Source organism: Brevundimonas sp., assembly GCF_052436175.1.
Classification (GTDB): Bacteria; Pseudomonadota; Alphaproteobacteria; order Caulobacterales; family Caulobacteraceae; genus Brevundimonas.
In genome coordinates, this window is record NZ_JBQVNM010000020.1 from 20,594 (window position 1) to 38,879 (window position 18,286).

The following is an 18,286-nucleotide window of genomic DNA, read 5'->3' on the forward strand; positions in this document are numbered from 1 at the left end:
GATGAGAAGCCCCCGGTACCAGGAGCAAGGGCTCGGCGAAATGGTTCCGGGGCGCGGCATCGAGTTGGTTGAGCTTCTCGAAAGTCGTGATGGCCGTCTGACGCTTCTTCAGTTGGCGGACGGCCGCACGTTCCGGTCGTTCAACATCGCTGCTGGCAGAGACTTGGGGGAAGAATGGGAAGATTTCACCGCGAACATCTCGCCCATGATTGAAGGCGAAGATGTCGACTGGATCTCTACGGCCGACGTGTTGACAGCACGCGATCCCGAAGCATCCGAGCTGTTATATAGGCGAGCAGATTTATGACCTTCCGCACCCTCGACGACGCCGGCCCTCTCGCGGGCAAGACCGCCCTGGTCCGCGTGGACTTCAACGTGCCGATGGAAGACGGACGGGTCACGGACGACACCCGGCTACGGGTCGCCGTTCCGACGATCGACAGGCTGCGGGACGCGGGCGCCAAGGTGGCGCTGCTGGCCCACTTCGACCGGCCCAAGGGCCAGCGCGTGCCGTCGATGAGCCTGAGGCCCGTGGTCGAGGCGCTGGAGAATGTGCTGGGCGCGCCCGTGCGCTTCGCCGAAGACTGCATCGGGCCGGACGCTGTCGAGGCGATCCGCGATCTGGCCGCTGGGGGCGTGGTCCTGCTGGAAAACGTCCGCTTCCATGCGGCGGAAGAGGCCAATGATCCGGTCTTCGCCCAGAAGCTGGCCGACCTCGGCGATCTCTATGTCAACGACGCCTTCTCGGCGGCTCACCGCGCTCACGCCTCGACCGAGGGCCTGGCCCACCACCTGCCCGCCTATGCCGGGGAATCGATGCGGCGCGAGCTGGAAGCCCTGGATGCGGCCCTCGGTAATCCGCAGAAGCCCGTCATCGGCATCGTCGGCGGCGCCAAGGTCTCGACCAAGCTGGACCTGCTCAAAAACCTGGTCGGCAAGCTGGATCGCCTCGCCATCGGCGGAGGCATGGCCAACACCTTCCTGTTCGCCCAAGGCGTCGACATTGGCGGCTCGCTGGCCGAGCGCGACATGGCCGACACGGCGCGCGAGATCATGGCCGAGGCCGAGGCGCGCGGTTGCCAGCTGTTGCTGCCGGTGGATTTCGTGGTGGCGACAGAGGTCAAGCCGGGCGCCGCCTCTCGCACCGTCATCGCCGGCGCCGCCCTGTCGTCCGACGACAAGATCCTGGACGCCGGCCCCGCCACCGTCGCCCGTCTGCTGGAGGCCCTGACGGCCTCGAAGACCCTGATCTGGAACGGCCCGCTGGGCGTGTTCGAGGTGCCGCCGTTCGACGCCGCCACAGTCGCGGTCGCCCACCATGCGGCGGCCCTGGCCAGGGCCGGGGTGCTGGTCGCGGTCGGCGGCGGCGGCGATACTGTTTCGGCCTTGAATCACGCGGGCGTGGTCAACGACATGACCTTCGTCTCCACCGCCGGCGGCGCCTTCCTGGAATGGATGGAGGGCAAGCCCCTGCCGGGCGTCGAGGCCCTGAAGGTCTGACCTACCCCCGCGTGCGCCCCCCGTTCTCGGCGTTGGTGCAGTCGGGGGAGGCGCCGGTGGCCATGCTGCCGCAGGACGGCGCACAGCGGTCGGAGCGACGGCACAGATCCTCCGTATCGCCGAGGTCCACCGACGCGCAGGCGCCGAGGGCGGACAGGATCAGAATCAGGACGAGACGAGGCATCAGGCGGCCTTGGCTTGGAGAAACGACCCGAGCGGTCTGAGCCACGACAGATCGCAGAGCGACCGTCACTTCCTGACGCCTTGCGTTACATTCGGCCTGTTACATCACGTGACTTTGACCGACCGCTCGTCTAAAGCGATCCGCAAAAGACAAACGGTTCAGGGGACTACACATGGCGCGCATCACGCTGCGACAGCTGCTCGATCATGCGGCGGAAGAAGGCTACGGCCTGCCCGCCTACAACATCAACAACATGGAGCAGGGTCTGGCGATCATGGAGGCGGCCGAGGCCGTCAATGCGCCGGTCATCATCCAGGCCTCGCGCGGCGCCCGGAACTACGCCAACGACATCGTCCTGGCCAAGCTGATCGACGCCCTGGCCGAACTCTATCCTCACATCCCGGTCTGCATGCACCAGGACCACGGCAACGGCCCGGCGACCTGCGCCACCGCCATCCAGTACGGCTTCACCTCGGTGATGATGGACGGGTCGCTGGAAGAGGACGCCAAGACCCCCGCCAGCTACGAATACAATGTCGAGGTCACCCGTCGCGTCACCGAGATGGCCCATGCCTGTGGCGTGTCGGTCGAGGGCGAGCTGGGCGTTCTGGGCTCGCTGGAGACCGGTATGGGCGAGGCCGAGGACGGCCACGGCTTCGAGGGCAAGCTGGATCATTCGCAACTGCTGACCGACCCGGATCAGGCCGTGGACTTCGTGCGCGCCACCCAGGTCGACGCCCTGGCCATCGCCATGGGCACCAGCCACGGCGCCTACAAGTTCTCGAAGAAGCCGGACGGCGACATCCTGGCGATGAACGTGATCGAGGAAATCCACCGCCGCCTGCCGGACACCCATCTGGTCATGCAAGGCTCGTCCTCGGTGCCGCAGGACCTGCAGGACATCATCAACCAGTACGGCGGTCAGATGCCCCAGACCTGGGGCGTGCCGGTCGAGGAAATCCAGCGCGGCATCAAGCACGGCGTCCGCAAGATCAACATCGACACCGACAACCGGATGGCCATCACCGGCGCCATCCGCAAGGTGCTGGCCGAGAAGCCCGGCGAGTTCGACCCGCGGGCCTATCTGAAGCCCGCCAAGGAGGCGATGCGCAAGCTGTGCATCGAGCGCTATCAGCAGTTCGGCTGCGAGGGGCAAGCGTCGAAGATCAAGCCCCTGTCCACCGCCCAGATGGCCAAGCGCTACGCCTCCGGCGAACTGAATCCCCACTTCGGCAAGGCGACGTCCAAGGCCGCCTGACAGCGAGCCTCGTCTGGCGTCGTCGGCGGGGCATGCTAAGCAGCCGTCGTGTCCGACCCTGATCTGATCGACGACGAGGAAGAGACCGCCGCCGAACGGCTGGAGGCGAGGCTCGACGCGCCGGGTGTCCGGCTGGACAAGGCCTTGGCCGCCGCCTTCCCGACCCTGTCGCGCGCCCGGCTTCAGGCCCTGTTGGCCGAAGGCGCGGTGGCCCGTGACGGCGCGCCCGTGACGAACGGTTCAGCCAAGGCCCAACCCGGCCTCTATGTCGTCGCCCTGCCGCCGCTGGTGTCGGCCACGCCCCTGCCCCAGGCCATCCCACTGACCGTCCTGTACGAGGACGCCGACCTGATCGTCATCGACAAGCCCGCCGGCATGGCCGCCCATCCGGCGCCGGGCACGCCCGACGGCACCCTGGTCAACGCCCTACTGGCCCACTGCGGCGACAGCCTGTCGGGCATCGGCGGGGTGGCCCGTCCCGGCATCGTTCATCGGCTGGACAAGGACACCTCGGGCGTCATGGTCGCCGCCAAGACCGACCGGGCCCATGCGGGCCTGTCGAAGCTGTTCGCCACCCACGACATCGAACGCACCTATATCGCCCTGACGAGGGGCGCGCCTTCGCCGGAACGCGGCCGGATCGAGACCCGCATCGGCCGCTCGATGTCGGACCGGAAGAAGATGGCGGTGCTGAAGTCCGGCGGTCGAGAAGCCATCACCGACTATGTGGTCCAGCGCGCCTTCGGCACGCCCGCCAAGGCCGGCGCCGCGCCGCTAGCCGCCCGCGTCGCCTGCACCCTGGAGACCGGCCGGACCCACCAGATCCGCGTCCACATGGCGTCGAAGGGCGCGCCGATCCTGGGCGACGCCGTGTACGGCTCGGGCAGTCCCGCCACGCCGGTCAAGATCGCCATCGCCGAGGCGGGGCTCAGCCGCCAGGCTCTGCACGCCTCGGTGCTGGGCTTCGTCCACCCCGTCACCGGCGAAGCCCTGCACTTCGAAACGCCGCCGCCTGCTGATATGCAGGCCCTCGAAACGCTTCTCACCGACCTCTGAGGCCCGCCATGCTCGATCCCGACATCCGCGACAACGCCGAGCTGAAACGCTACGAACTGGCGGTCGATGGCGAGACGGCGGTCGTCACCTACAACCTGTCGCCGCCCAATCTGATGATCACCGAGACCCTCGTTCCCGAACGCCTCGAAGGTCAGGGCATCGCCAGCCGCCTGGCCAAGCACGTACTCGCCGACGCCAAGGCCCGCGAACTGCTGATCCTGCCGGTCTGCCCCTTCTTCTCGGCCTATCTGAAGAAGCACCCCGAGCACGCCGAGGCGGTGCATCCGACCTATCGCGGCATCCTGGGCATCTGATTTTCAGTCAATCCGCATCACCCGCACCGCCATCCATTTCCGCCCCGGCAGAGGGATCGTCGGTCGCGCCGGGTCGTGGAAGAAGTATTTGGTGTCGGCCCGCTTCTGCATGACGAACGCGCCGTCGACCGGCGTGATGGTCATGTTCCAGGTGTCGAGCACATCAATGCGGAAACGCTCGCCGCCCGTCAGTTCGTCGCGCGGCAGGTCCACCGTCCACTCGCTCGGCGCCTCATCGCCGAAGTAGCGCAGATAATAGCCGCCCGCGACGCCGCCCAGCCTCTGCTCCCACCACTTGTCGATGGGGTCTATCCCCGGGGTCGGCCCGGCCTCCATGACCGACTTCAGGAAGGCCAGACGCGGCCAGCTTTCACCGCGCAACTCCCCGCCCTCGCCCAGCCAGAAGCCGCCGGCCGTCCCTCCGGGCTTGGGGAAGCATTCCGAATGGCCGACATAGGTTCCGCCGACCAGGCCGTGCCAGAAGGCCCGAACCATCTGCTCGCCGGTCAGGTCGCCCCAGCGTTCGTCGAGATTGCCCTCGTAACAGACCTCGTCGAAGACCACGGCCTTCTTCCACACGCTGCGATAGGTCTCGGCCCGCACGTCATCGAGCACGGCCGAACCGTTCTGGATGCTGGAATGGGTCACCCAGGGCTTGCCGTTGTCGTAGTAGCGCCGCCAGTTGTGGATCGACCTTAGACGGCCGTGGGGGTCGGCGGCCTGAACTACCTGGAACAGTCGGTCCCAGTCCTCGTCGGTCTTGGATTTCAGGATGTCGAACTCATTGGCCAGCGACCACCAGACGTTCCGATAGGCCGATAGCCGCGCGACGACATAGCGGAGATAACGCTCATCCTCTTCCGGCGTCATCTCGTCGAAGCCGTGCTTGCCGTCATAGGGGTGGAAAAGGATGACGTCGGCCTGGATTCCCTGGTCGCCCAGGGCCCGCACGCAGTCGTCCAGCCGCCGGAAGAAGGCCGGGTTGAAGCGGGTCAGATCGTGGTCGCGGTCCCCCTCGCCGGTCCGCTCATAGGGATGCAGGGGCTCGTTCGTCGCCACCGAGGTGTTGGGGAACACCAGCATGCGAATCTTGTTGAAGGCGGTCTTTTTCAGCGTCTCCAGCGTCTGGCAACGCCGCGCCTCGGGCTGGTGCGGCCAGCCGTAACTGGTCGTGCCGATCTGGCGGAACGGCGTGCCGTCCGCATGGGCGAAATGATAGCCGGCCACCACCCCGACCGGCCCATGGTTTCCGGGCGACGGATCGACCGCCTCGAACCGGCCCTCGCGCCCGTCGAGCGCCGCCAGATCGCTTTCGGTCCGCCAGCTCCAGGTTCCGACCTCAGGTGGGCTGAACCGCACCCGGAAGACCTCGTCTCCGTCATAGAAGCCGGGGACGACGACGGTCGTCGTCCCGTTCGTGAAGCTTGCCTTGAGCATGACGTCGAAGGGGTTGCCGGGCGCGGCGGCCCGGAACCAGGGTTCCGCCACGCCCCAGCGTTCGATTGCAGCGGGCGCCTGCGCCGTCACCGCGTTCGCCGTCACGCCAACCGCCATCGCTCCTCCCGTCGCCAGAGCGCCTCTGCGCGTCATGTTCGCCATCCCGCATCCCTCCCCCGATCTCGTTGTTGATACCGGTGTCATGACGCGGCCGGACAGGCAAGCCGTCAGGTTTGACCAGAGGCGGCGGCGTGCAAGAGATTCTGGGCGCGCTCCAATACCAGGCCGCACTAGTCCGTCTTGAAAAAGGACTGACGTCGCGCTATATGCCTGCGGTCCGGTGCAAGTGGCGCCGAAATCACGGTCACGCTTTCGTGCGCGCCGACGTCCCTAAAAAAGTCGGCAACCGATGACTAACTGTTCGGTTGAGGGGACAGGCGAGGGCGCACGCGACGTGGCCGGGACCGATGAGCCCGCTCGTATGACCGGTCGGAGGGACCAAATGGCTGCCAACAACACGCTCGCGGTGATGTCGCCTGAACAGGGGCTGTCGCGCTATCTGACGGAAATTCGCAAGTTTCCGATGCTCACCAAGGACGAGGAGTTCATGCTCGCCAAGCGGTGGAGCGAACACCAGGATCCCGAAGCGGCCCACCGCCTCGTCACCTCTCACCTTCGTCTCGTGGCCAAGATCGCCATGGGCTATCGCGGCTACGGCCTGCCGATCGGCGAAGTGATCTCAGAGGGCAACGTCGGCCTGATGCAGGCCGTGAAGAAGTTCGACCCGGACAAGGGCTTCCGCCTGGCGACCTACGCCATGTGGTGGATCCGCGCCTCGATCCAGGAATACATCCTGCGCAGCTGGTCGCTCGTGAAGATGGGCACCACCGCCGCGCAGAAGAAGCTGTTCTTCAACCTGCGCAAGGCCAAGAGCCAGATCTCGGCCTTCGAGGAAGGCGACCTGCACCCGGAACACCTCTCGGCCATCGCCACCAAGCTGGGCGTGTCGGAGGAAGAAGTGGTCAACATGAACCGCCGTCTCGGCGGCGACGCCTCCCTGAACGCCCCGATGCGGGTCGATGGCGAGAGCGAGTGGCAGGACTGGCTCAGCGACGACACGGCGGTGTCTCAGGAAACCAAGCTCGCCGACGACGAAGAGAAGTCGCTGCGCATGGGCCTGCTTCAGGAGGCCATGGAAGAGCTGACGGATCGCGAGAAGCACATCCTGACGGAACGCCGCCTCAAGGACGACCCGGTCACTCTGGAGGAGCTCGCCGGCCAGTACGGCGTGTCGCGCGAACGCGTCCGTCAGATCGAGGTGCGCGCCTTCGAGAAGCTGCAGAAGGCCATGCGCGCCGCCGCCGAAGAGCGGAACCTGGTCGACGCCTGACGCAGGCTGAAGTCGCGCGCGTTACCCCGCGCGCGCGACCGGCTGCGGCGCCGGATCGGCCAGGGCCAGCACGGCCTGAATCGGCTGGGACAGGCTCAGCCGGGTCGCCTGACCCATGGCCAGCCGCTCGCCCACAGCCGAGACGGCGACGGCCAGGGTCGTGTCCGACGTCCTCAGGGCGAGCGCCTTCAGGGTTTCCACCTGGATGGTGATCGACCGCACCGCCTGGGTCGGGTCCATATCGAACTGGGCCAGGGCCGAAGCCAGAATACGCAGGGCCTGATCCTTGATCGCGGCGGGACTGGCCACGGCCTGATCCTGTTTGCGCTTCTTGGGCCCCGTGTATTCGCCCGAGTTGAAGCGACGCCGGTCCGGGCCGATGTAGGCCACGCCCTCGATCCAGTCGCGCGGCTTCAGGGCCAGGTTCTCGATACGGCGGAACAGGTCGGTGGACGTAAAGGGCTTGCGCAGGAATTCGTGGATGCCGACGTCCCGCGCCCCCTTGATGGTGCTCGCGGTCGCCTCCGCCGTCACCATGACGATCGGCACCCGGCGACAGATCAAGGTGGACTTCCGTATCCGTCGCGCGAAGGTCTCGCCGTTCAGGCTCGGGCCGGACCGCTCGGTGAAGACCAGACCGGGCTCGACGTCATGCACGGCCTGATAGGCGCGATCCTCATCGCCCTCGATCACGACCTCGCGTCCGCCGATGCCCTTGATCAGATCGGCCAGCAACTTGGCCGCCGCCACGTTGGGGTCGGCGATGACCACCCGACTGACCGTCGGAGCGATGCGGTGAAGCGATTTGGAATCGAGCGCGAACAAGGAATGGCCCCCATAGACACGGCGACCCTGGCATGACGAGGTTAAGGTCGCGTTGAGCCTCTCTCGTTGGTCTGAGTCCGCCCTAACCCTGGAACGGGTCCCGCATCAGGATGGTGTCGTCCCGCTCCGGGCTGGTCGACAGCAGAGCCACCGGAGCGCCGATCAGCTCCTCGATCCGCCGCACGTACTTGATCGCATTGGCGTTGATGTCCTTGAAGCTGCGCACCCCGGCGGTGCTTTCGCTCCAGCCTTCCAGCTCCTCGAACACCGGCTCGGCGGCGGCCTGGGCCTTCAGGCTGGACGGCAGATAGTCCAGCACCTCGCCGTCGACGCGATAGCCGACGCAGATCTTCAGCGTCCTCAACCCGTCCAGCACGTCCAGCTTGGTGAGGGCGATGCCGTCGATGCCGTTGATCGCCACCGATTGGCGCACCAGCACCGCGTCGAACCAGCCGCACCGCCGCGCCCGGCCCGTATTGACGCCCACCTCCCGGCCGACCGTCGCCAGGTGCTCGCCCACCGCGTCATGCAGTTCGCAGGCGAACGGCCCCTCGCCGACGCGGGTCGTATAGGCCTTTACGATGCCCAGCACATAACCGACACCGCGGGGGCCCAAGCCCGATCCCGCCGCCGCCTGCCCCGCCACGGTGTTGGACGAGGTCACATAGGGGTATGTCCCGTGATCCACGTCCAGAAACGCGCCCTGCGCCCCCTCGAACAGCACCCGCTTGCCCGCCTTCTGGGCCTGGTCCAGCACGCGCCAGGCTGGCTTCACATAGGGCAGGATCTTCGGCGCGATCTCCAGCAGCTGGCTCAGCAGCGCCTCCGGATTGATCGGCTCCAGCCCCAGACCTGCGCGCAAGGGATCGTGGTGCGAGCGGAGGCGTTCGATCTTGACCTTCAGGTCGTCCGCATCGGCCAGGTCGCACACCCGGATGGCGCGCCGCCCCACCTTGTCCTCATAGGCCGGGCCGATGCCCCGTCCGGTCGTTCCGATCCTGGCGCCCGGCGCGCTGGCCGCCGCCTCCCGCGCCACATCCAGCGCAGGATGGATCGGCAGGATCAAGCAGGCGTTGTCCGCGATGGTCAGGATGTCGGGGCTGATCGAGACGCCCTGAGCTTCGATCTTCTCGATCTCCCCGACCAGATGCCAGGGATCGACGACCACGCCGTTGCCGATGATCGAGGGCTTGCCCTGCACCACGCCGCTGGGCAGCAGGGCCAGCTTGTAGACCTTGCCGTCCACCACAAGGGTATGGCCGGCGTTGTGACCGCCCTGGAACCGCACGACCATGTCGGCCCGGTTCGACAGCCAGTCGACGATCTTGCCCTTGCCCTCGTCGCCCCACTGGGCTCCGACCACCGCTACGTTCGCCAAGGCGCTGTCTCCGCTGAATGCGGGCGCAGCCTATAGCGGGGGAATCGTCCGATGTCGTCCCGTCCGACGCATTTATGCGCCTCGTCCTATGCCAGCTCCGCGACCGCCGTCTCGAACGCCCAGTCGAGCCAGGGCGTCACGGCCTCGACGTCGGTCGTCTCGACCGTCGCCCCGCACCACAGCCTCAGCCCGGCCGGCGCCCGACGATAGGACTCTACATCGAACGCCGCGCCCTCCTCCTCCAGCAGGGCCTTGAATCGCAGGACGAAGGCATAGCGCCCTGCCTCGTCCAGGCCCGCTATCCGGGGATCGACGAACTTCAGACAGACAGAGGTCGTCGACCGCGTCTCCGGCGTGGCGGCCAGGAAGTCGATCCAGGGCGTCCGCTCGACCCAGTCGGCCAGGACGGCGAAATTGGCCTCCGTCCGCCGGATCAGCTCGGCCAGCCCCCCGACCCGCGCGCCCCATTCGACCGCGTCGATCCAGTCCTCGATGGTCAGGACCGAGAAGGTGTTGATGACCACCCCCGTCGCCAAGGCCCGGTCGAACCGGCCCTTGTCGTCGGTGACCTTCAAAACCTTCGGAATGGCGCGATCCGGCGTGAACCCGTCCAGCCGGGCCACGGCGCGCGGCGACAGGCACATGACCCCGATCCCCGCCTCGCCGCCCAGGGCCTTCTGGAAGGAGAAGGCGACCACATCCAGCTTGGCCCAATCCAGCGGCATCGAGAAGGCCGCCGAGGTCGCGTCGCAGATCACGATCCCCTCGCGATCGTCCGAGATGAAATCCGCGTTCGGGACCCGCACGCCCGCCGTCGTCCCGTTCCACGGGAAGACCAGATCCTTCTTCGGATCGACCTTGGAGAGGTCCGGCAGATCGCCCCAATCCGCCGACAGGACCTCGGGCTCCAGCTTCAGCCGGTCCTGCACCGCCGTCTGCCACTGCTTGCCGAAATTCTCATAGGCCATGACCTGGACCGGCCGCTCGCCCAGCATGCACCACAGGGCCGCCTCGATCGCCCCGGTCTGGGAGCCGGGCGTATAGAGCATCTGGAAATTCTCGGGGACCTCCAGCAGGTCGCGCGTCAGCCTCAGGGCGTGGGCGAACCGCTCCACCACCTCGGGCGCCCGGATGCCCCGTCCCAGCAGATCGGTCGGAAGGTCGGCCAAGGCATAGCCCGGCCGCTTGGCCGTCGGTCCCGAGGAGAACCACGGCCGTTGCGGCTTTACCGCCGGCTTCTGGATCACACCCATTCTCGACCCCTACTTTCCGGGCCGATAGGGCCGCTTGGCGCGCCAGGTTTCGGCCACCGCCCGCAGGTCGTCATCGACGGTGTCCGGCAGGGTCACGATCAGCCGGGCCTTCAGGTCGCCGCGCTTGCCGCCCGCATAGGTGCCCCGGCCTTTCAGCCTCAGGGTCTGGCCCGAGTTCGACCCGGCCGGAATGGTCACCGACACCGGGCCTTCCGGCGTCGGCGCCTGCACCTTGCCGCCCAGCACCGCATCGGGAACCGAGACCGGAAGATCCATGGTCAGGTCCGCCCCTTCGACCGTGAAGACCGGATGCGCCCCCAGCTTCAGTTCGATCAGGGCGTCGCCGGCCTCGGTTCGTCCGGGCGAACCCTGCCCCTTCAACCGGATCGTCTGGCCGTCCGCCGCGCCCTTGGGAATGGTCACGTCCAGGGTGCGGCCGTCCGAAAACTGGATGCGCCGGGTCGCCCCGCTGATGGCGTCCTCCAGACTGATCTCCAGGGTCGCGCGAACATCCTGACCCTTGCCGCCGCCGAAGGGCGAGCGACCGGGGCCGCCGCGTGCGCTGCCGCCGCCGAACCGCCCGAACAGTTCGTCCAGGTCGATATCCTCGAAACTGGCCCGACCGCCGGGGCCGCCGGGTCCTCTCGGACCGCGCGATCCGAAGTCAAAGCCGCTGAAACCGCCTGCGCCCCCTCCCCCGCCGGGATTGAAACCCGCGTACTGCTCACGGCCGTCGGCATCGATCTGGCCGGCGTCGTACTTGGCCCGCTTGTCCTTGTCGCCCAGGATGTCGAAGGCGGCGGTCACCCGCTTGAACCGGTCCTCGGCCGCCTTGTCGCCGGGGTTGGTGTCCGGGTGCAGGCCCTTGGCCAGCTTGCGGAAAGCCTTCTTGATCTCGTCCGCCGACGCACCCCTGGAAACGCCCAGTTCCTTGTAGGGATCGCCCGCCACGTCAGATCATGCTCCGCATCAATGCCAGAGGCGTCAGTTAAGCCATGCGGGGCTCAACGCAATGGGTATCAGCCTGTCAGGGCCATGATCGTTTCCGCTCCCCAGCTCCATCGCCCGCCCGCCTGGGCCACGCCGATCTGCGCGCCGCTTCCGAACCCGGCCGGAAAATCGACGGCCTGATCGGCGTCCCAATACAACAGTTCGGCGGCCTCGACCTCGATCGTGCGGCGGATCGTATCTCCGTCGAACACCCGCACGCGATATCGGTCGGGATCGGAGGAAACCGTCTCCGAGCCCCAGCCGTCGGCGTCCAGCCGCGACCGACCGAGCCAGCGCAACTGCAGCCCCTCCTCGACCCGAACGGCCCTCAGATGGGCGGGTCGCCACGGACGACCCCAGACGCCTCGCGCCGTCGCCTCCACCTCGCTGACGCCCGCTCCGCCCGCCGACACGCCTTGCGGGCCCGCCCTCCAGACCAGAGGCAGGTTGAGCTCCGCCTCCGGCCCCGACAACCGGACCAGAGCCTCGGTCAGGAACACCACAGTCGCCTCCTCGGCCAGGCCGGCTTCCATCTCCGCCTCCGTCCCCTGTTGACCCCTCAACAGACCGGTCAGGCGCCAAAGGCCGCCCGGCGCCAGGGCGGCGTGACGATACTGGATGATCTCCCAGCCCTGGGCCGTCTCCACGGCCAGAGCCCCGGCCCCGCCGAGGACCGCCAGTTCGCTCCGGCTCTCCGGGGCTTCCCCTTCCACGGCGACGACCAACTCGGCCGCCCGGTCCCACCGCCCGACCGGCCCCACGCCCGTCGCGACCTGCAGTCGCCCCACCGTCGCCGACCGCAGCGCCTGCCCTCTCAGGCTCAAAGCGCCCGCAGACGCCCCGCCCCAGACCTGCATCGGCGCCCAGGGTTCGGCCGCCACCGCCGCCAGCAACCGCTCATCTGACGGCGACGAAGGCAGGGGCGGCAGATCCAGAATCGCGAGAAACGGCTCGCCCGGCAAAGTCGGTCGCGACGGCATGCGCCATTCGGGCGTCAGATCGACCTCGTCGCCCTCCACCACCGGATCCAGCGTCGCGACCACGCCGTCGTCGATCGCCAGCCGTTTGATCCGCCAGGCGCCTTCCCGTCCCTCGACGAAGGCCGAATCCCCGGCCTCCAGCTTCAGCGCCTCGACCGGCCCCAGTCTGGCCGTCAGGCTCTCCACCGCCTCCGCCTGCTTCAGGACACGCGACGCCAGTCCCTGCGCCAGGCCGGCCTCGCAGACCACGGGCAGGTCCAGATCGACCCCGCCCGCGCCGCCTTGCGCCCCGGCGCGCACCGACACAGCCGCGGTGTGATAGTCGGTCGTTTCGTCGATGAACCTCACCCGCACCGCATCCGGCCCGGCCTCCAGACCACGCGACCGGCCCAGAGCCGACGCTTCGTCATCCAGCGCCAGATCGTCCAGCATCAGGGTCGCGACCGGCGGCTCATGCCCGATCAGGGCGACCTTCCCGCCCCGCTCCGATCCGGTCATCGCCAGGGCGCCCAGCAGGGGCTCGATCGCGTCTCTCGTCCGCATCGGGCGGTCGATGACATAACCCGCGACCATGGCCGTCGTCGGCCCGATCTCGAATTCGTCGTCCGTCAGCCCGCCTCGCTTCAGGATCGCCGCCAGCAACAGCCCGCCTTCGCCGCCGGCCCGCCCGTTCAGCCAGTGGCCGCATCGCCACGCCGAGGCGTCGGCCCAGACCGTCTTCGCCGCCGGAAAGGCCGGATAGGGCCGCGCGTCCCAGCACCAGGCGTCGGCCGCCTCCAGCATGGGCCCGCCATAGACGCCGGATACCGGGTTATTCGCCGGATCATCGAAATGTGTCAGCACCGCCTCCACCGCCCGGCGCTGCATCCGGTCGTCGCGCGCGCCGGTCGAATAGGGCGGCAGGGCGCTTTCCGAACTCTTGGGATCCTGGAACAGATTGGGGGAGTTGGCCCCGCGATCCACCGCCGCGCATCCGAACTCGGTCAGACGGATCGGCTTCATCCCGGGGATCCAGGCCGTCGGCGTCGCCTGCCTGACGCCGACGGGCCGATCGTGATGTGCGTGCGACCACCAGCCGACCAGATCCTTGATCCGGAACACCCAGTCCTCGTCATGGGCCGCATCGACGATGGCTGACCGGGCCTGCGCGTCACGATCTTCGTCGCTGGCGTAGAACCAGCCGAATCCCTCGCCGCCCGCAACCTGCGCCGCCAGATAGTCGGGATCGGCCGCCCCCTTCCAGACCTCCGCGTCCACGCCGCCCTCGCCTGATCGCCAGTCGCCCATCGGCGCGTACCAGTCGATCCCGACATAATCGATCGCCGGGTCCGCCCACAGCGGATCGAGGTGGAAGGACACCGTTCCCGACCCGTCGTCCGGCCGGTGAGAAGCGTACTCCGACCAGTCCGCCGCATAGGAGAGCTTCACATCCGGCCCCACCACCGCCCGGCATTCTGCGGCCAGGGTTCGATACTGGTCCACGGCCGGATGGCCGCCCGCCGCATCCCGCGTCCACGTCAGTCCTCGCATTTCCGAGCCGATCAGCAGCCCGTCCGCCCCGGTCTCGACCGCCAGCGCCGCATAGTGAAGCGCCAGCCGCCTCAGACCCCAGTCGCCGGCCCCTCCGAACAGGGCCACCACATCCGATGCGGCGTCCGCGCCGTCGCGTCCCTTCACTCGCCCGCGCCACGGATAGGGCGCCTGTTCCGCACCTCCATAGGGGTCCGCCAAGCCGTTGCCCGGCGCTACATCCATGAAGACGAACGGATAGAGGGTGACCTCCCATCCCCTGGCCTTCAACGCCGCCACCGCCTGGCGCACGCTCTCGTCCGACGGCGTCCCGCCATAGGCCGGCGCGCCGTCATGGGTCGAGATCAGATGGGCCTCCGCCCGGTCCAGACCGGCGACCGACCAGGTCCGGGGCGTCGTTGTCTTGTCCCGTCCCTCCACGCCGGGCTTCACCCGGCAATGACCGGCCCTGAGGTCGTCGCCGAACCAGCCGACCACCAGACTGACCCGCTTCAGATTGGGAAAGGCGATCTCCAGCTGATCGATGGCCACCGCGATATCCGTCTGGGCCTTCGACTGGTGCACGTTCTCGACGGTCGACTTCGTCAGGCCGTCGCGCCGGAACACAGGCTCGGTCGCCAGAATGAACTCACCGGCCCCGGGGATCAGACAGACCCCCTCCAGCTTCTCCTCCAGAACCCCGCCCTCCAGGCGGCGGAAGACCTCGAAGCTCAGCTGCGGCGGCCGATTGCCATACGGCCCCAGCGCCAGGTCCTCGAACACCACATAGGCCGTGCCGCGATAGGCGGGCGCCGTTCCCTCCACGGCCTCGATCAGCGGATCGGGCGTCTGATCCTCCCCGCCGCGATGCACGCGATACGCGACGCCCGTCAGGTCCATCGGCTGGCCGTCGGCCCAGATACGGCCGACCCCGTCGATCGCGCCTTCGCACAGGGCCACCGCGAAACTCAGCGAATACGCGCTTTCGACCGTCCTCGGCCCGCTCTTGCCGCCGCCTTGTTCGGTGTTTCGTTCCCGAAACCGCGCGGCCCAGATCACCTGCCCCGTCACCCGCGCCCGACCGAACACGCAGGCCGTCGGCGCTCCGTCGGCCGAGGACTGGATCCTCAACCCCTCCAGCTTCGGTCCCCGCTGCCGCGCCGGGGTCAGGGCGTTGATCGCCGCCCGATCCAGCATCCCGCCCAGGGTCGAACCGATCACCCGGCCGATGTCGCCGCCCACCGCCTGACCGACGGCGCCCAGAACCATCTGCGCCATTCAGGCCTCCTCTCTCGTCATCGCGCCGCAGGGCCAGGCGAAGGCCGCCGCCACCCGCGCCCGCCACCAGGATCCCAGCCAGCTCTCCACCACCGCCCGTCCCCAGTAGGCGTGGATCATCCGGGCCTCGCCGGCTCCGCGGGTCAGCCCGCCCCGGCTCAACACGCCGCAGTGACGCGCGGGCGCCCCGCCCGCCATGCGGAACACCAGCACATCCCCGACCGCCGCCGCCTCCGGCGCGATCTCGACCATCCATCGCCTCAACGCGGCCAGCAGGATTTCCTCTCCGCCCGTCTCAGCCCAGTCGGGCGAATAGGGCGGAACGGCCTCGGGCTCCGGCCCGACGACCTCGCGCCACAGGCCCCGCACCAGCCCCAGACAGTCCGCCCCCTCGCCCTTCAACGACGCCTGATGCCGATAGGGCGTGCCCAGCCACCGCCGCGCCCGCTCCGCCATCGTCCCGGTCACCGCCTCGGTCATCGGCGGCTCCCGCCGTCGTGGACGCCGCCGACCGCCGGGTAGACCGTCAGGAAGTCGTCGCCCGGAATGTCCGGAAAGCCTTGGAAATTGATCTGGTTGTCGAACGCCGCGCCACAGGTCGCCCACTGCCGATCACAAGCCGCCCCCTCCCGCCCCGTCAGATCGACTTTGCACCGTCCGTCGCCCAGCACCGCATCGCACTGCCGCCCATAGGTGCGACCGACCACCCGTTCCAGCGCCGCCATCGGCCCCACCAGTTCCGCGACGAAGGCTTCCCCGTCACGCCGGACCCGCGCGATCGCGCCGACCCAAATCCGCACAGCGCGCTGCGGCTGTGTCCAGTCCACACGCCAGGTCTCGACCTTCGCCCCGTCGAACCGTCCGGCGAGAATGTCCGCCTCCCCCAGCCCTTCATCCAGACCGCCGCCGATCGTCACATCCCCGGGTGCCAGCCCCGTCGCCGCCTCGACCGCCCCCGCCGTCCAGCCGCTCGCCGGGCGACACTCCACGCCCTGGACCACCAGCCGCCGATCATGGTCAGTGAAGCCCAGCGCCTCTCCGACCTTCGGCCTCAGCATCCAGACATGGCACAGGGTCGCCGCCCCGCTCTCGATCGCGGCGACCATCTCCTCGGGAATGTCGCGCATCTCAGACCCGCACCTCGATCAGGGGCACGGCCACCAGCCGGCCGGCGCCGAAGCTCTCCAGGGTGATCTCGATCCGGTCCGCGTCGAACCGCACGGGAGTGTCGAACTCGAATCCTGCCGTGACCGTCGCCCCGTGCTCCGGCGCGACGCCGAGGACGACCTCGCCCGTCACCGCGTCCACGGCAAAGGCGCCGGGGGCCAGTGCCTCGTCGTCCACCGCCACGTGCACCGATCCCGCCACCGGCTTGGCGATGACCCGCACCGCATCGCCGTACGCCTTGGTCAGCTGGAACCGCTCGCGGCTCCCGTCGCCCTCGCCCAACACCTGATCCGTCGCGGAAACCACGCCGCCCGGCGCGCACGACTTGAAGTCGGCGAAATCCCGGAACCGGAAGCCGCGCAACCGCCCCCGACGCGCCTCGAAGAAGGCGGTCAACTCGGCCATGTCGTCCAGCGACCTCAGCCCCGCCCCGATCAGATACCGGCGCCGCCCCATGGACCAGGGGGTCGATCTCCGCTCGTGACCCGACCCCAGGGTCACCACCTCCGTCCGTCGCTCCACGCCTCCGGTCGAGCCGAACGCCAGCCGGGCGGGCAATCGCACCTCATCGAACGCCATGGTCATCTTTCCTTAGGTTGCCGCGAGCGCCGCCCTGGTTCAGTGTCCCGCTGACGGCCGGAGGGGTCGCGCGACAGGGAGAGACCGCATGCGCGGAGAAATCATCAGCCACGACCACGTGACGGGCTCGGGCTTGATCAGCGGCGACGACGGCCAGCGATATGAGTTCGGCGCCGCCGACATCCAGAGCGGAACACCCGCTCCCGGCCAACGCGTCGATTTCGCGCCTGAAGCGGGCCAGGCCACCCAGGTCATCGTCCTCGCGGCCATCCCCGAGCAGGCCGCCGGCCTGTCGTCTGGCGTCGGGACGTCGCCCGAGGCGATCAACTGGCAGCATCTGATGCTGAGTTTCGATGGCCGCATCCGCCGCAGCCATTTCGGCATCGCCTGGCTGATCCTGTTCGGCGCCGGCTTCGTGCTGGGCCTGATCCCGCTGATCGGAACCCTAGTGTCGATCGCCCTGATCTGGCCGAACCTCGCCATCACGGTCAAACGCCTGCACGACATGGGCAAGAGCGGCTGGTTGGCCGCCATTCCCTACGCAGTCGCAATTGTGGGCATGATCGTCGGGTTCAGCATGATGGGTCTCGGCGCCATCATGAACGCCGAACAGCTCGAGAACGAGGATCCCGCCGCCGTGTTGGCCCTGATCGGCCCGGCCTTCGGCGTCTTCGGCATTATCGCCCTGGTCGGCCTGGGCTTCCTGCTGTGGATCGGCCTGACGCCGGGGCAGCCGGGAACCAACCGTTTCGGCCCCAACCCCAAGGGCGAATAAGCCCTAGAGCCGGCGCGCGCCGAGACTCACGGCGCGCGCCAGCATCTGGGCCAGTTGCGCCTCGGAGCGCAGCAAGCCCTGCGATCCACCGGTCATGCTGAGGTTTACCGTCACCGGCGAAGCGCCCGCCGCCTCGATGCTCCCCGCCCCGGCCGGACGGTACACCTCCGGCCCGCGTTCGCCGACCAGATAGGCCGCACCCGCCGTCACCCCTCCACCGTCCGCCCGCGCGCCGCCGAACAGACCGCCGACAGCCTCGGTGATCGCCGCCCCCAGCCCTCCGCCGCGTCCGCCGCCAACCCCGGCGTTGACCGCCGCCAGCACCGCCCGCGCAAGCTCGGCCAGGGTCACCTCCCCGTCCGCAGCCGCCCGCGCCAGCGACCGCGTCAGGCTCTCGCCGGCCCGGCCGAAGG

Annotated in this window: 18 protein-coding genes; 7 read left to right on the forward strand and 11 right to left on the reverse strand. The window is 68.5% G+C overall.

Going from position 1 to position 18,286, the window contains the following annotated elements; translation table 11 throughout:
* The first annotated feature begins 1 nt into the window (after window position 1).
* Together ACT6QK_RS06875 and ACT6QK_RS06880 are read left to right on the forward strand one after the other, a co-directional pair.
* Window positions 2–307 (forward strand): hypothetical protein, encoded by a 306-nt coding sequence (locus tag ACT6QK_RS06875; RefSeq protein ID WP_444597076.1) that lies wholly within the window; start codon window positions 2–4, stop codon window positions 305–307.
* Complete coding sequence (locus ACT6QK_RS06880; RefSeq protein WP_444597077.1) at window positions 304–1,500, forward strand: phosphoglycerate kinase; 1,197 nt, start codon at window positions 304–306, stop codon at window positions 1,498–1,500. The genes ACT6QK_RS06875 and ACT6QK_RS06880 overlap by 4 nt, the downstream gene beginning before the upstream one ends.
* Before the next feature lies 1 nt (window position 1,501).
* On the opposite strand, the gene ACT6QK_RS06885 is transcribed toward ACT6QK_RS06880, so the two are convergent.
* Complete coding sequence (locus tag ACT6QK_RS06885; protein ID WP_444597078.1) at window positions 1,502–1,684, reverse strand: hypothetical protein; 183 nt, start codon at window positions 1,682–1,684, stop codon at window positions 1,502–1,504.
* Window positions 1,685–1,856: 172 nt separating this feature from the next.
* Between ACT6QK_RS06885 and fba the strand changes: the two genes are divergently transcribed.
* From fba to ACT6QK_RS06900, 3 genes are read left to right on the forward strand one after another with little or no spacing between them, the layout of a single operon-like run.
* The gene (gene fba / locus ACT6QK_RS06890; RefSeq protein WP_444597079.1) at window positions 1,857–2,942 is read left to right on the forward strand and encodes a class II fructose-bisphosphate aldolase; all 1,086 of its coding nucleotides are present in this window, start codon (window positions 1,857–1,859) and stop codon (window positions 2,940–2,942) included.
* Between the two features lie 48 nt (window positions 2,943–2,990).
* Entirely contained in the window at window positions 2,991–3,998 is a 1,008-nt protein-coding gene (locus ACT6QK_RS06895) for an RluA family pseudouridine synthase (RefSeq protein WP_444597080.1), read from the forward strand.
* 8 nt (window positions 3,999–4,006) lie between these two features.
* Entirely contained in the window at window positions 4,007–4,312 is a 306-nt protein-coding gene (locus tag ACT6QK_RS06900; RefSeq protein WP_444597081.1) for a GNAT family N-acetyltransferase, read from the forward strand.
* Between the two features lie 3 nt (window positions 4,313–4,315).
* Here the strand turns inward: ACT6QK_RS06900 and ACT6QK_RS06905 are convergent, their stop codons facing one another.
* Window positions 4,316–5,902, reverse strand: coding sequence for a DUF5605 domain-containing protein (locus ACT6QK_RS06905; protein ID WP_444597082.1), 1,587 nt, complete (start codon window positions 5,900–5,902; stop codon window positions 4,316–4,318).
* 349 nt (window positions 5,903–6,251) lie between these two features.
* On the opposite strand from ACT6QK_RS06905, the gene rpoH reads away from it, so the two are divergent.
* Complete coding sequence (rpoH, locus tag ACT6QK_RS06910; protein ID WP_444597083.1) at window positions 6,252–7,139, forward strand: RNA polymerase sigma factor RpoH; 888 nt, start codon at window positions 6,252–6,254, stop codon at window positions 7,137–7,139.
* A gap of 21 nt (window positions 7,140–7,160) precedes the next feature.
* Here rpoH and ACT6QK_RS06915 read toward each other — a convergent pair whose 3' ends face one another.
* From ACT6QK_RS06915 to ACT6QK_RS06950, 8 genes are all read right to left on the reverse strand, one after another.
* A complete protein-coding gene (locus ACT6QK_RS06915; protein ID WP_444597084.1) occupies window positions 7,161–7,964 on the reverse strand; it encodes a response regulator in 804 nt (267 codons plus the stop codon).
* Window positions 7,965–8,046: 82 nt separating this feature from the next.
* Entirely contained in the window at window positions 8,047–9,342 is a 1,296-nt protein-coding gene (locus ACT6QK_RS06920) for an adenylosuccinate synthase (protein ID WP_444597085.1), read from the reverse strand.
* An 86-nt stretch (window positions 9,343–9,428) separates the two neighbouring features.
* On the reverse strand, window positions 9,429–10,595 hold the full coding sequence (locus tag ACT6QK_RS06925; RefSeq protein WP_444597086.1) for a phosphoserine transaminase: 1,167 nt from the start codon (window positions 10,593–10,595) through the stop codon (window positions 9,429–9,431).
* 9 nt (window positions 10,596–10,604) lie between these two features.
* Complete coding sequence (locus ACT6QK_RS06930) at window positions 10,605–11,546, reverse strand: DnaJ C-terminal domain-containing protein (protein WP_444597087.1); 942 nt, start codon at window positions 11,544–11,546, stop codon at window positions 10,605–10,607.
* Window positions 11,547–11,614: 68 nt separating this feature from the next.
* A complete protein-coding gene (locus ACT6QK_RS06935; protein ID WP_444597088.1) occupies window positions 11,615–15,352 on the reverse strand; it encodes a baseplate multidomain protein megatron in 3,738 nt (1,245 codons plus the stop codon).
* On the reverse strand, window positions 15,353–15,832 hold the full coding sequence (locus ACT6QK_RS06940; protein WP_444597089.1) for an NlpC/P60 family protein: 480 nt from the start codon (window positions 15,830–15,832) through the stop codon (window positions 15,353–15,355). It lies immediately after the preceding gene.
* Entirely contained in the window at window positions 15,829–16,479 is a 651-nt protein-coding gene (locus tag ACT6QK_RS06945; protein WP_444597090.1) for a baseplate hub domain-containing protein, read from the reverse strand. Before ACT6QK_RS06945 ends, ACT6QK_RS06940 begins: the two co-directional genes overlap by 4 nt.
* Window position 16,480: 1 nt before the next feature.
* Window positions 16,481–17,098, reverse strand: a complete 618-nt coding sequence (locus ACT6QK_RS06950) for a phage distal tail protein, Rcc01695 family (RefSeq protein ID WP_444597091.1) — start codon at window positions 17,096–17,098, stop codon at window positions 16,481–16,483.
* Between the two features lie 88 nt (window positions 17,099–17,186).
* Between ACT6QK_RS06950 and ACT6QK_RS06955 the strand changes: the two genes are divergently transcribed.
* The gene (locus tag ACT6QK_RS06955; protein ID WP_444597092.1) at window positions 17,187–17,873 is read left to right on the forward strand and encodes a DUF805 domain-containing protein; all 687 of its coding nucleotides are present in this window, start codon (window positions 17,187–17,189) and stop codon (window positions 17,871–17,873) included.
* Between the two features lie 3 nt (window positions 17,874–17,876).
* Here ACT6QK_RS06955 and ACT6QK_RS06960 read toward each other — a convergent pair.
* The coding region (locus tag ACT6QK_RS06960; protein WP_444597093.1) for a phage tail tape measure protein at window positions 17,877–18,286 on the reverse strand (410 nt) is incomplete at its 5' end.

What these genes read in the sequence shown, in the direction of transcription:
- rpoH (WP_444597083.1), top strand. Translation starts at nt 6,252, where the DNA reads ATGGCTGCCAACAACACGCTCGCGGTGATGTCGCCTGAACAGGGGCTG.
- ACT6QK_RS06935 (WP_444597088.1), bottom strand. Translation starts at nt 15,352, where the DNA reads ATGGCGCAGATGGTTCTGGGCGCCGTCGGTCAGGCGGTGGGCGGCGAC.
- ACT6QK_RS06905 (WP_444597082.1), bottom strand. Translation starts at nt 5,902, where the DNA reads ATGACGCGCAGAGGCGCTCTGGCGACGGGAGGAGCGATGGCGGTTGGC.
- ACT6QK_RS06945 (WP_444597090.1), bottom strand. Translation starts at nt 16,479, where the DNA reads ATGCGCGACATTCCCGAGGAGATGGTCGCCGCGATCGAGAGCGGGGCG.
- ACT6QK_RS06875 (WP_444597076.1), top strand. Translation starts at nt 2, where the DNA reads ATGAGAAGCCCCCGGTACCAGGAGCAAGGGCTCGGCGAAATGGTTCCG.
- ACT6QK_RS06940 (WP_444597089.1), bottom strand. Translation starts at nt 15,832, where the DNA reads ATGACCGAGGCGGTGACCGGGACGATGGCGGAGCGGGCGCGGCGGTGG.
- ACT6QK_RS06955 (WP_444597092.1), top strand. Translation starts at nt 17,187, where the DNA reads ATGCGCGGAGAAATCATCAGCCACGACCACGTGACGGGCTCGGGCTTG.
- ACT6QK_RS06885 (WP_444597078.1), bottom strand. Translation starts at nt 1,684, where the DNA reads ATGCCTCGTCTCGTCCTGATTCTGATCCTGTCCGCCCTCGGCGCCTGC.
- ACT6QK_RS06950 (WP_444597091.1), bottom strand. Translation starts at nt 17,098, where the DNA reads ATGGCGTTCGATGAGGTGCGATTGCCCGCCCGGCTGGCGTTCGGCTCG.
- ACT6QK_RS06900 (WP_444597081.1), top strand. Translation starts at nt 4,007, where the DNA reads ATGCTCGATCCCGACATCCGCGACAACGCCGAGCTGAAACGCTACGAA.
- fba (WP_444597079.1), top strand. Translation starts at nt 1,857, where the DNA reads ATGGCGCGCATCACGCTGCGACAGCTGCTCGATCATGCGGCGGAAGAA.
- ACT6QK_RS06880 (WP_444597077.1), top strand. Translation starts at nt 304, where the DNA reads ATGACCTTCCGCACCCTCGACGACGCCGGCCCTCTCGCGGGCAAGACC.
- ACT6QK_RS06925 (WP_444597086.1), bottom strand. Translation starts at nt 10,595, where the DNA reads ATGGGTGTGATCCAGAAGCCGGCGGTAAAGCCGCAACGGCCGTGGTTC.